The organism is Priestia sp. 40 (genome assembly GCF_049368575.1).
In the GTDB taxonomy this organism is placed as follows: domain Bacteria; phylum Bacillota; class Bacilli; order Bacillales; family Bacillaceae_H; genus Priestia; species Priestia zanthoxyli.
Genome location: NZ_JBMPZA010000005.1, coordinates 1,824,410 through 1,837,552, shown reverse-complemented (window position 1 = coordinate 1,837,552; position 13,143 = coordinate 1,824,410). Strand labels below are relative to the sequence as shown.

General features: G+C 40.1%; 9 protein-coding genes. 7 read left to right on the top strand and 2 right to left on the bottom strand.

Translation table 11 applies throughout. The annotated features are described in order from the left end of the window. Nucleotides 1–29: 29 nt before the first annotated feature. Together uvsE and cls are read right to left on the bottom strand one after the other, a co-directional pair. On the bottom strand, nt 30–983 hold the full coding sequence (gene uvsE / locus ACO1DI_RS10640) for a UV DNA damage repair endonuclease UvsE (protein WP_014457738.1): 954 nt from the start codon (nt 981–983) through the stop codon (nt 30–32). A gap of 24 nt (nt 984–1,007) precedes the next feature. Further along, entirely contained in the window at nt 1,008–2,201 is a 1,194-nt protein-coding gene (gene cls, locus ACO1DI_RS10635) for a cardiolipin synthase (RefSeq protein ID WP_423145224.1), read from the bottom strand. Between the two features lie 198 nt (nt 2,202–2,399). Between cls and ACO1DI_RS10630 the strand changes: the two genes are divergently transcribed. From ACO1DI_RS10630 to icmF, 7 genes are all read left to right on the top strand, one after another. Further along, nucleotides 2,400–4,511, top strand: a complete 2,112-nt coding sequence (locus ACO1DI_RS10630) for a (Fe-S)-binding protein (protein WP_014457740.1) — start codon at nt 2,400–2,402, stop codon at nt 4,509–4,511. 104 nt (nt 4,512–4,615) lie between these two features. Beyond that, nucleotides 4,616–5,779: an acetyl-CoA C-acetyltransferase gene (locus tag ACO1DI_RS10625; protein ID WP_042991806.1), complete on the top strand. Its 1,164-nt coding sequence runs from the start codon at nt 4,616–4,618 to the stop codon at nt 5,777–5,779. Nucleotides 5,780–5,794: 15 nt separating this feature from the next. Further along, nucleotides 5,795–6,649 carry a 3-hydroxybutyryl-CoA dehydrogenase gene (locus ACO1DI_RS10620; protein ID WP_014457742.1) on the top strand — a complete coding sequence of 285 codons (855 nt, stop codon included), beginning with the start codon at nt 5,795–5,797 and terminating at the stop codon, nt 6,647–6,649. Between the two features lie 12 nt (nt 6,650–6,661). Beyond that, nucleotides 6,662–7,789 carry an acyl-CoA dehydrogenase gene (locus ACO1DI_RS10615; RefSeq protein ID WP_014457743.1) on the top strand — a complete coding sequence of 376 codons (1,128 nt, stop codon included), beginning with the start codon at nt 6,662–6,664 and terminating at the stop codon, nt 7,787–7,789. Nucleotides 7,790–7,800: 11 nt separating this feature from the next. Then, complete coding sequence (locus ACO1DI_RS10610; RefSeq protein WP_014457744.1) at nt 7,801–8,934, top strand: acyl-CoA dehydrogenase; 1,134 nt, start codon at nt 7,801–7,803, stop codon at nt 8,932–8,934. Between the two features lie 27 nt (nt 8,935–8,961). Beyond that, the gene (locus ACO1DI_RS10605) at nt 8,962–9,606 is read left to right on the top strand and encodes a TetR/AcrR family transcriptional regulator (protein WP_014457745.1); all 645 of its coding nucleotides are present in this window, start codon (nt 8,962–8,964) and stop codon (nt 9,604–9,606) included. After that, nucleotides 9,603–12,845, top strand: coding sequence for a fused isobutyryl-CoA mutase/GTPase IcmF (gene icmF, locus ACO1DI_RS10600; RefSeq protein ID WP_014457746.1), 3,243 nt, complete (start codon nt 9,603–9,605; stop codon nt 12,843–12,845). The genes ACO1DI_RS10605 and icmF overlap by 4 nt, the downstream gene beginning before the upstream one ends. The last annotated feature ends 298 nt before the right edge of the window (nt 12,846–13,143 follow it).

Below are 13,143 nucleotides of genomic sequence, written 5' to 3'. Positions count from 1 at the left end.
AAAAAAAGAGCCTCTTGGCTCTTTTTTATTTAAAAAACAAGCGTGGCGCCTCCCGTACGCTTTACTCCTCTCATTGATGCTAAATCTTCCACTAATTTTAGCAGCGCTTTATCTTTTAACTTTGCTTCAATCATTACGTCAAAATCTTGTCCCATATCTTTAGCTATTTGCAAAAAAGGTGCGATAAAATCAGTTGAGACATAATCAGAGTGACTTCTAAATTCTTTTTCAGATTTAGGAGAAGAGATATGTACTTTTGGTTTTAACCCGATATGTTTCCACGTGTCAAAGATACGAGGGAGCAATAATTCAAGAGGTTCTTCTCCTTCATTTGCTTTGTGGTGGTGATAATCAAAAAGGAGAGGGACTTTCTCTTTTTCGCATACAGCTAATGTTTCTTCAGTTGTGTATGTTTTATCATCATTTTCAAGAGTCATGCGCTTTTTAATGACAGGCGGCAGCGTTTGAATGTTTTCATGAAATCGACCGATCGCTTTTTCTTTATTGCCATAGGCTCCTCCTACATGAATATTAATAAGGGCTTGATTGGCTACTCCCATCGCTTCAAGCATTCTATAGTGATAATCCATATCTTTTACCGCATTGTCTGTAATATGTTTTTTATCGCTTGTAAATAATGTGAACTGATTGGGATGAAAACTCACGCGCAGCTGATGATTCCGAATCAATTCTCCTATCTCTGACCAATCGTCTTGGAACGCATCAATGTAATTCCAATCTACTTCAGGATGAGTAGCTAAAGGGACAAGAGAAGATGATAATCGATACAGCATAATTTCATGAGCAATATTAAAATGCAAAGCGCGCTTAGTATGATTCAAATTTTGTTTTGTGACGTGATGAAGCTTATCCAGTCTCTCACCTTTTTTCATTTTTTCCCATCTAGTAAACGTGAGGGTTTTAGCAGGTGAGCAGTCCCAAAGCGACAGGGCATGTGATACATAGCCAAATCTAATTTTCATGATAAATCTTCCTCTTTTCGTTCATTAAAGTAACGGAGAAATAAAGGTTGCAAATCCTTGCTTTAATTTTTCACTCCATTTTCGGTTTTTGACATCTTCTAAAGACAAAATTGGGCATTCCCCCATACAAGCTTTAAAGCTGTTCTTTACTTCTTCAATGTATGTTGCATCATAGATTAAACAGTTGATTTCAGCGTTTAAGAACAAGCTTCTTTTATCAAAATTAGCTGTTCCTACATCGCAGATAACATTGTCTGCAATTAATACTTTGGCATGGTAAAAGCCGTAATAATATTGATAAATCATACAACCTGCTTGAAGTAGTGTGGGAAGATAGGCAAACGCAGCATGATGAACAAGCGGTTGATCTGCACGCATTGGAATTAAAATATGAACTTGTACTCCCCGTGCACGAGCTTGCAGTAAAGCATTCATCAAAGGTTCACTTGGAATAAAATAAGGAGTACCTATGTACAATTCCCTGTTGGCTTGGTTGATAATCGATAAAAATCTTTCTTCAAGTGAAAAACCTTCAGTCGACTGTAGCTGAATAACATAGTCTCCTTCAGAGGTTGGTGGAAAGTATCTTTCCATTTTACGTAGGTCTAAGCCGGTAGCAGCATACCAGTCGCTCAACAGCTGCATTTGAAGGTCTTGTATACCTTCACCTTCCATACGCAGGTGGTAATCTTTCCACACCCCAAGCTTGGCGTTGAGGCCTAAATATTCTCTTCCAATATTAAAACCTCCAATGTAGCCAACTTTCCCATCAATAACGGCCATTTTACGGTGATTGCGTGCGTTGAGTGTATAAAACAAATAAGGCCACCGTAGCGTTCGACTGTAAGCAAAATGAACACCTTGTTTCTTTAAAAATGCAATTTTGTTTTTCTTAATTTTATAGCTTCCCACACGGTCTACCAATAATCTGACTTCAATATTTTGTTGTGCTTTTTGGACTAGTAAATCTAAAAATTCTTGGCTAATTTCATCATTTTGTACAATGTAAAACGATAAATGGATAAATGAAGAGGCATTTTCTATTTCGTGAAATAAATCTTTATATAAGACATTCCCGTCTGCGAACAAAAAGAGAGAAGCACGGCGTTTTGGAAAAGTATTTTCAGCCTGAGAAAATACTTTCTTTCCAACGCCAAGGTCAATTGCAAGCCAAGCAATAAAAATAATAAAAAGTAAAATCACCACCATGCCGCTCATCATGTCACCTCTTTTCCCGATGTAAATACATTTTATGTTGTTCTTAGTGTCACCTTGTTTAAATAGAATATGAACAAAAGAACGAAAAGATATTGACTGAATGCTCATTCATTATATACAATGAAAACAGATATATTATCAGAAAATTTAGTCGTCAGGAGGAAAGAAAGGTAACAAATTATTCAAGGAGGGGACGAGATGACAGGGTTGCTGTGGGTGAATTTTCTCTTTTTTATTATTGTAACCGCTTACGCTGTTTCTTTGTTTGTATATTTAATTCGCACACGCATTGAGTATATTCAATTGGGGAAAAAAGTGGAATTTGATCAGCGGTTAAAAGAAAGGCTGCAAAAAATTTGGGTAAACGTATTTGGACAAAAGAAACTGTTAAAAGATAAAAAAAGTGGAATTATGCACGTCATGTTTTTTTATGGGTTTATTTTAGTTCAGTTCGGCGCGTTAGACTTCATTATAAAAGGTTTGCTTCCAGGTAAACATTTGCCGCTTGGACCTTTATATCCCGGCTTTACATTTTTTCAAGAAATTGTGACGTTTTTGATTTTAGTAGCAGTTGTCTGGGCTTTTCATCGTCGCTATGTAGAAAAGCTTGTGCGTTTAAAAAGAGGGTTTAAATCTGGTTTAGTACTGATTTTTATTGGAGCGCTTATGCTTTCAGTGCTTGTTGGAAACGGTATGTCAATCATCTGGCATAATCATGAACCGGCTTGGACAGAACCGATTGCGTCATCTATTGCCATCTTGTTTAAGGGAATCAATGATGTTGCCGCTATTTCCATTTTTTATGTTTCATGGTGGATTCACTTAGCCGTGTTATTGACATTTTTAGTATATGTTCCTCAATCAAAGCATGCTCATTTACTGGCTGGACCGGCTAACGTATTTTTTAACCGTGTTTCTAAGCCAGGTAAGCTTGAAAAGATTGATTTTGAAGATGAGACGCAGGAGACGTTTGGGGTTGGAAAGATTGAAGAATTTACACAGCATCAGCTTATTGATTTATATGCTTGTGTGGAATGCGGTCGATGTACGAATATGTGTCCGGCGACGGGTACAGGGAAAATTTTGTCTCCAATGGATTTAATTTTGAAGATGCGCGATCACTTAACAGAAAAAGGCGCAGTTGTGACATCTAAGGCTCCTTGGGTTCCTACGTATGCATTCTCTAAAACAAAAGGAAATCAGCTGGCGATGATGGCGGCGGGCCAAGGCGGAGCAGAAGCCGCAGCAACAGCGGAATATAATCCTGCCCTAATTGGAGATGTCATTACGGAAGAAGAAATTTGGGCATGTACAACGTGCCGAAACTGTGAAGATCAATGTCCCGTAATGAACGAGCATGTAGATAAGATCATAGATTTACGACGTTTTTTAGTATTAACCGAAGGAAAGATGGACGCGGATGCTCAGCGTGCCATGACGAATATTGAGCGTCAAGGAAACCCTTGGGGATTAAATCGAAAAGAGCGTGAAGAATGGCGACATGTAAGAGAAGATGTTCACATTCCGACTGTTAAAGAAGTAAGTAAAGCGGGTGAAACGTTTGAGTATTTGTTCTGGGTAGGTTCGATGGGATCTTATGATAACCGCAGCCAAAAAATCGCTCTATCGTTTGCAAAGCTTCTCAATGAAGCTGGTGTTTCATTTGCGATTTTAGGAAATAAAGAAAAAAATTCTGGTGATACGCCCCGCAGATTGGGCAATGAATTTTTATTCCAAGAGTTAGCTTCTAAAAATATCGCTGAATTTGAAAAAAATGAAATCAAAAAAATTGTTACGATTGATCCACATGCTTACAATATCTTCAAAAATGAATATCCAGATTTCGGTTTTGAAGGAGAAGTGTATCATCACACAGAATTATTAGCTATGTTGGTGAAAGAAGGTAAGCTGACACCAAAACATGCGGTTAATGAAAAAATTACCTTCCATGATTCCTGTTATTTAGGAAGATATAACGAAGTATACAGTCCACCAAGAGAAATTTTGAAAGCGATTCCAGGTGTTAGTTTGATTGAAATGGATCGCAACCGTGAAAATGGTATGTGCTGTGGAGCAGGAGGAGGGTTAATGTGGACGGAAGAAACGACCGGCCAGCGCATTAACGTAGCGCGCACGGAACAAGCCTTAGCCGTTAACCCAAGCATTATCAGTTCAGGTTGTCCGTACTGCTTGACGATGCTAAGTGACGGAACAAAAGCAAAAGAAGTAGAAGAAAAGGTTCATACGTATGACGTAGCAGAACTGCTTGAAAAGTCAATTTATGGTCACGTACAAGAACAGGTTTCATAAAGGAGAAGTAGAGATGGTATTCATCTCTACTTTTTACAGAAAGGAAATTGAGCAAGCGTTCAATCAGCAAGGACAAAGATTAGGAAAAAGGGGAGGAAACAATAGTGGGGAAAACAGTTATTGTGAGTGCAGTTCGAACACCTTTTGGAAAATTAGGTGGCAGCGTAAGCGGACTAAAAGCGGCAGAACTAGGCGGGAAAGCGATTCAAGCAGCATCAAAGGGACGTACAGAAATTGATTCCGTTATTATGGGGTGCGTGCTGCAAGGGGGCCAAGGACAGCTACCTTCTAGGCAAGCCATGCATTATGCAGGTTTACCGTGGCAAGTAGAGACGGAAACCATTAATAAAGTTTGTGCATCGGGCATGCGCAGTATTACAACTGCTGATCAGCTGATTCGATTAGGAGAAGCAAGAACAATTATTGCAGGTGGAATGGAATCGATGAGTAACGCGCCGTATCTTCTTCCAAAAGCAAGATGGGGATTCCGTATGGGAGATAGTGTTGTGACGGATTTGATGGTTCATGACGGTTTGACATGTAGCTTTACAGGGGTTCAAATGGGTACGTATGGAAATGAAATAGCTTCTGAAATGAATATTTCCCGAGAAAAGCAGGATGAATGGGCGCTTCGCAGTCATCAGTTAGCGGTAGAGTCAGAAGAGAAAGGGAGATGGGATGCAGAAAGAATTTCAGTTGATATTCCGTCTAAAAAAGGAATGATAACGGTTCAAAAAGATGAAGGACCAAGAAAAGATACGTCGATAGAAAAACTCTCGTCTCTTCGGCCTGTATTTGGCCACAGTGGAACCATTACAGCAGGAAATGCACCTAGCGTAAATGACGGAGCAGCTGCACTCATGTTAATGGATGAAGATGTGGCAAAAGCAAATGGCTATGAGCCGTTGGCTACGATTATAAACCATACTTCTCTTGCGATGGAGCCAAGGGAATTTCCGAAAACGCCTGGGTTTGCTATTAACAAGCTACTGCAAAAAACAAATAAGACAGTAGACGATATTGCGCTGTTTGAAATCAATGAAGCTTTTTCAGCAGTAGCGTTGATGAGTATGGAGATTGCAGGGCTTCCGGCTGAAAAAGTAAATGTGAACGGCGGGGCTGTGGCACTTGGACATCCGATTGGCGCAAGCGGCGCTCGTATTGTTGTCACGCTCATTCATGAATTAAGACGACGAGGCGGCGGTCTAGGCATTGCTTCTATTTGCAGCGGCGGCGGCCAAGGTGATGCCATCATGGTAGAGGTGTAAAAGGGGGATATCAACTTGAATATCGAAACAGTTATGGTTATTGGAGCAGGTCAGATGGGAGCAGGCATTGCACAAGTATTTGCTGCGAGCGGATATCAAGTTTCTTTGTATGACGTTGATCAAAAAAATACACAAAAAGGAATAGAAGGTATTGATAAACGTCTAAAAAAACAGGTGGGAAAAGGTTCTCTCTCAGCTAAGGAATATGAAGAAATTATGGAGCGCCTTCACCTGGCAAATGAAATAACAGCAGCACAAAAAGCAGATTTAATCGTCGAAGCGGTTGTGGAAAAGATGGAGGTCAAACAAGCCATTTTTGCGGAGTTGGATTCGTTAGCCCCGAGTCATACTATTTTAGCAACCAACACATCTTCGCTTCCTATTACTGAAATTGCAGCTGTGACCACTCGACCTGAAAAAGTAATTGGCATGCACTTTATGAATCCTGTTCCGGTGATGAAACTCGTTGAAATTATTAGAGGGCTGGCTACTACCGATGAAGTGTATCAAGCAGTCTATGAAACAACGAAAAAATTAAATAAAACCCCAGTGGAAGTTCATGATTTTCCCGGGTTTGTTTCAAATCGAATTTTAATGCCAATGATTAACGAAGCTGTGTTTACGCTCTATGAAGGTGTAGCAAACGAAGAGGATATTGATCAAGTCATGAAACTAGGAATGAACCATCCAATGGGACCATTGACACTAGCAGATTTCATCGGGCTCGATACATGCTTGTTTATTATGGAAACGCTCCATAAAGGGTTTGGCGACGACAAATATCGTCCTTGTCCATTGCTTAGGAAATATGTAAAGGCAGGATGGCTTGGTCGAAAAACAGGAAAAGGATTTTTTACGTACGAAACATAAAGGAGTGGCGAAATGATCTTTTTTACGTCTGAACAACACATGATTAAAAAGATGGTAGCTGATTTTAGTGAAAAAGAAGTCGCTGCAGCTGTACCAAACATGGAAAAGGGCGAATTTCCTCGAGATTTATTAAAGCAGATGGCTGATCTTGGCCTAATGGGCATTCCCGTTCCTCAAACGTACGGCGGAGGAGGACTGGACTTTATATCGTACATGATTGCTATTCACGAAATATCAAAAGTAAGCCCAGCCCTCGGTGTCATTTTGTCTGTTCATACTTCTGTAGGTACGAATCCTATTGTCGTGTTTGGGACCGAAGATCAAAAACAAAAGTATGTAAAAAAACTGGCGACAGGTGAATATTTAGGGGCTTTTTGCTTAACAGAACCTAGTGCAGGGTCTGATGCCGCAAGCTTAAAAACGAAAGCGGAACGAAAAGGAGACTACTACCTCTTAAATGGATCAAAGCTTTTCATTACAAACGGCGGAGAAGCAGATACATATATTGTATTTGCAAAAACGAACCCAGAACGCGGGTCGAGGGGAATGAGCGCTTTTATCGTTGAAAAGACGATGGAGGGATTTTCGGTAGGAAAGGATGAACATAAGATGGGCCTTCATGGTTCCCGCACGGTTCAACTGCACTTCGAAAATATGCAGGTACCTGTAGAAAATCGTCTCGGAGAAGAAGGTGAAGGTTTTCGAATTGCTATGGCTAATTTAAATGCCGGAAGAATTGGTATTGCTGCTCAGGCGGTAGGAATTGCTGAAGGTGCGTTAACGGCAGCTAAAAACTATGCAAATGAACGATATCAATTCGGAAAACCGATTTTATCTCAGCAGGGAATTGCTTTTAAGCTTGCCGATATGGAAACATCTGTTGAATCAGCAAAGCTTTTAATGTACCGAGCCGCTTTTTTATATGATCAAAAACTTCCTTGTAAAAAAGAAGCCTCAATGGCGAAATTATTTGCTTCCCAAACGGCTATGAATGTAGCGACGGACGCAATTCAAGTTTTAGGGGGATACGGTTATATGAAAGATTATCCAGTAGAGAGGTATTTTCGTGACGCCAAAGTGTGCGAAATCTACGAAGGTACAAGCGAAATACAACGTATCGTGATTAGCAGTCAATTATAGGGGGAATAGTCATGTTTTTTAAACTTTCAGAAGAACACGAAATGATTCGAAAAATGGTGCGGGACTTTGCCAAAAACGAAGTGGCTCCGACAGCGGCCGAACGAGATGAAGAAGAGCGTTTTGACAGAGGAATCTTTACGCAAATGGCTGATCTAGGATTAACAGGTATTCCATGGCCGGAGCAATACGGAGGAATTGGCAGCGACTATCTAGCTTATTGCATTGCTGTTGAAGAACTGTCTAGAGTATGTGCATCAACAGGCGTTACGTTGTCGGCTCATACTTCTCTTGCCGGCTGGCCAATCTATACATTCGGAACAGAAGAACAAAAACACAAATACCTGAAACCTATGGCAACGGGTGAGAAAATAGGTGCTTATGGGTTAACCGAACCGAGTGCTGGATCAGATGCAGGAGGAATGAGAACGCTCGCTGTAAAAGACGGAGAAGATTATATTTTAAATGGTTCTAAAATCTTTATTACAAACGGCGGCGAAGCGGATATTTACGTCGTATTTGCTCGCATCGACCCCAATGAAAAACGCACGAGCGCTTTTATTATTGAAAAAGATATGCCGGGATTTTCAGTTGGTAAAAAAGAAAAGAAACTGGGCATTCGCTCTTCACCTACCACAGAAATTATTTTCGAGGACTGCCGTGTTCCAAAAGAAAATTTGCTAGGAAATGAAGGAGAAGGATTTAAAGTTGCGATGATGACACTAGATGGCGGCAGAAATGGCATTGCAGCGCAGGCGGTAGGAATTGCTCAAGGGGCGTTAGATGCGGCCGTAGCTTATGCCAAGGAACGTCAGCAATTTGGTAAGCCAATTATTTCTCAGCAAGGAATTGCTTTTAAGTTAGCTGACATGGCAACGAGTATAGAAGCTGCAAGACTGTTAACCTATCAAGCTGCTTGGCTGGAGTCCCAAGGGCTGCCGTATGGCAAAGAATCAGCCATGTCAAAATTATATGCCGGGGATACAGCAATGAAAGTAACGACAGAAGCTGTTCAAGTATTTGGAGGATACGGTTATACAAAAGATTATCCAGTAGAACGTTTTATGAGAGATGCAAAAATCACGCAAATTTATGAAGGCACACAAGAGATTCAGCGTCTCGTCATTTCTAGGTATCTTGCTAAATAAAACACTTGTTGTAGGAGAGGTGAAAAAATGAAAAAGAGAGAAGTTCTCACATCCATTAAAGATGAAAAGCTGATTGTAGAGCGTCGTAATCAAATGATTAAAGGTGCCGTCACGCTATTTAAGGAAAAAGGTTTTCACCGAACAACAACAAGGGAAATTGCCAAAGCCGCTGGGTTCAGTATCGGTACACTTTACGAATATATTCAATCTAAAGAAGATGTTTTATATCTTGTATGTGACAATATTTACGATGAAGTGAGAGAACGATTAGAAGAGATGGTAGTGGATCGTTATACAATCGCTGAGCTTCAACAAGCGATTCAGCACTATTTTAAAGTTGTGGATGAGCTTCAAGATGAAGTATTAGTCATGTACCAAGAAGCGAAATCGCTGTCTAAAGATGCGCTTCCATATGTATTAAAAAAAGAGCTGGATATGGTTGAAATGTTTAAGGTTATTATCGAAGGCTGCGTAGAAAACAATCAATTTGCACTTACGGATAAAGAAATTTCGCTGTTTGCTCATCATTTATTTGTTCAAGGTCAGATGTGGGCATTTCGTAGATGGTGGCTGCAAAAGCATTATTCACTAGAAGAATATACAAATATGCAGTTAGATTTTTTACTTAAAAATTTTTCATTTCAACAACTGTGTGAGGGGGAGACAGTTTGAATACAAGCAAAAGACCGCTTCGTTTTTTAACCGCTTCTAGCCTGTTTGACGGCCACGACGCGTCCATTAATATTATGAGACGAATTCTTCAAGCCAAGGGGGTAGAAGTCATTCACCTAGGGCATAACCGATCTGTTGAAGAAATTGTTAACGCTTCCATACAAGAGGATGTGCAGGGGATTGCCATTTCTTCTTATCAAGGCGGCCATGTAGAATATTTTAAGTATATGTACGATTTACTCCAAGAACAACAGGCTTCTCATATTAAAATTTATGGCGGCGGAGGAGGGGTAATTATTCCGAGTGAGATTCAAGAGCTTCATGATTACGGCATTTCTAAAATCTTTTCTCCGGAAGATGGACGAAAAATGGGTTTAGAAGGCATGATTCAATTCATGATCGATGATTGTTATTACACAAATCCCCCTGTACTGCCGAAGGATCGTACCTTAACGCCGGCTAATGACCGTTTAATTGCCCAGCTTATTACATGTGCTGAAAATGAAGCCTATGAATACACAAAAGAGCATGCAGCCGCTCTTGAAGAAATCCGAGAAAGTGTAATCGAAAGCGAGACAGACCAAAAAATACCGGTTATTGGAATCACAGGAACAGGAGGAGCGGGGAAAAGTTCACTTACGGATGAATTAGTAAGAAGGTTTATTGAACATATTCCAGATATTCATGTAGCTGTCTTATCCGTTGATCCAACTAAACAAAAAACCGGAGGAGCGCTTCTTGGGGATCGAATTCGCATGAACATTGCAGCTTCTCCTCGTGTGTATATGAGAAGTTTGGCCACGCGTTCATCTGGACATGAGCTATCGGCGGCCATTCGAGATGGAATTGCTGTCGTGAAAAAAGCGGGTTTCGACATTATCATTGTCGAAACAAGCGGCATTGGGCAAGCTGATGCTCAAGTTAAAGATATTGCAAACGTCTCTCTTTATGTAATGACAAGCGAATTTGGCGCGCCGTCGCAGTTAGAAAAGATTGAAATGATTGATTACGCAGACTTTATTGTAATCAATAAATTTGAAAAAAAAGGTTCCGAAGATGCAAAAAAACAAGTGCAGCGTCAATATCAGCGTAATCATCAGCTGTTTGAAAATAATCTCTCTACGATGCCAATTTACGGAACAATTGCGAGTCAGTTCAACGACGGGGGAACAAATATTTTATTTGAAGATCTTGTAAATCATCTGCATCAAACATGCCATACGTCTTGGCACGTAGAAAAATCATCAGAGCGCGTAAGTGAAAAGAAATATACCATCATTCCTAATGATCAACAGCAATATTTACAGGAGATTGTAAACAGCGTTCGCTCTTATCACCGTAATACTGATGTTCAAGTGCAAACAGCGCGTAAATTTTATCAGCTAGAGGGTGCTCTGGAAGAAGTGGAAACAGAAACAGCCAAGCAAGAGCTCACTCAGCTAAAGGAGAAATATCAAAAACAGCTAACGGCTGAATCGATTGAAAAGCTGGAAAACTGGCCTAAATTAAAAAGTCAGTATCGGCAAGAAGAACTTATTACAAAGATAAGAAATAAAGAAATTAAAACCTCTCTGCAAGTTGATACGCTATCAGGACTGCGTATTCCGCGCGTGGCCCTTCCAAAAGTTGAAGAATACGGGGAAGTTCTTCGTTTTCTTTATAAAGAAAATGTGCCAGGTGCGTTTCCTTATACAGCAGGTGTTTTTCCTTTCAAACGAAAAGGTGAAGATCCTAAGCGTCAATTTGCAGGCGAAGGAACACCAGAACGAACCAATCGCCGCTTTCACTATTTATCAAAAGATGATGAGGCCAAGCGTTTAAGTACAGCGTTTGATTCTGTAACGCTTTATGGAGAAAATCCTGATCCAAGGCCGGATATCTTCGGAAAAATTGGCGAAAGCGGCGTAAATGTTTGTACGCTTGATGATATGAAACTCTTGTATAAGGGATTTGATCTTTGCCATCCTTCGACTTCCGTTTCGATGACGATCAATGGGCCGGCTCCAATATTACTAGCTATGTTTATGAATACAGCTATCAGTCAGCAGGTGGAAAAAAAGGAAGCGGAATTAAAGCGTCCTTTAAAAGAAGAGGAATACGAGGACGTAAAATCGGGTACGTTGAAACAAGTGAGAGGAACCGTTCAAGCGGATATTTTAAAAGAAGATCAAGGCCAAAATACGTGTATTTTTTCCACAGAATTTGCATTAAAAATGATGGGAGATATTCAGCAGTACTTTATTGACGAGAAAGTGCGCAACTATTATTCTGTGTCTATTTCAGGCTATCATATTGCTGAAGCAGGGGCGAACCCAATTTCTCAGCTAGCGTTTACATTAGCCAACGGTTTTACGTACGTGGAATATTACTTGAGCCGAGGTATGCACATTGATGATTTTGCTCCTAATTTATCTTTTTTCTTTAGTAATGGACTTGATCCTGAATACACGGTTATTGGACGTGTAGCGAGAAGGATCTGGGCAATTGTGATGCGTGATAAATACGGCGCGAATGAACGCAGTCAAAAGCTTAAGTATCATATTCAAACATCCGGCCGATCGCTTCATGCACAGGAAATTAATTTTAATGATATACGTACGACGCTGCAAGCCTTAATGGCTCTTCATGACAATTGCAACTCCCTTCATACCAATGCGTATGATGAAGCAATTACAACACCGACAGAGGAATCTGTACGAAGAGCGATGGCCATTCAATTAATCATTACAAAAGAGCATGGATTAACTAAAAACGAAAATCCACTACAGGGCTCTTTTATTATTGATGAACTAACAGACTTGGTAGAAGAAGCGGTATTGGCTGAGTTCCAACGCTTAAATGATAGAGGCGGAGTTTTAGGTGCGATGGAAATGCAGTATCAGCGAGGTAAGATTCAAGATGAATCGATGGAATATGAGATGCAAAAACATACGGGAGCTTTACCTATTATAGGAGTAAATACGTATATTAATCCAAATGAAGAGGAGAGCTCCTCAGTTGATGACATGCAGTTAGCCCGCGCATCAAAAGAAGAAAAAAATCACCAAATTAATCAGCTTCAGAAGTTTCAACAGCAGCATGAAGAAAAAAGAGAAGATGCGCTGAAAAGGTTAAAGAAAGCTGCAACAGAAGGAGAGAACATTTTCAAAGAGTTAATGGAGACCGTTAAAGTAGCCAGCTTAGGAGAAATTACGCGAGCTTTATATGAATGCGGTGGGCAATATCGCCGAAATATGTAATAATGTATCGTTAGTATATAGTGATATATTAAAAGCCGAGATGACCGTGTGTTGGTCCTCTCGGCTTTTATAGACCTAACCTCAACGGAGTCAGAATAACTGATGGTGAATCTCTTTTGATTAAAGGGTGCTGTTGGCGTATTAAGTAGAATGTATTATAGTAATAAAATGTCTATTTTTTCGTTGTTTTATGCGAAATTCTCGAGAATTTTAGAAACGAGGCTAGCATAAATGTATTGAATTTGTTTATAATGAATGGTATGTATTTATTCGTTTCCATCATTTACACATATGATGA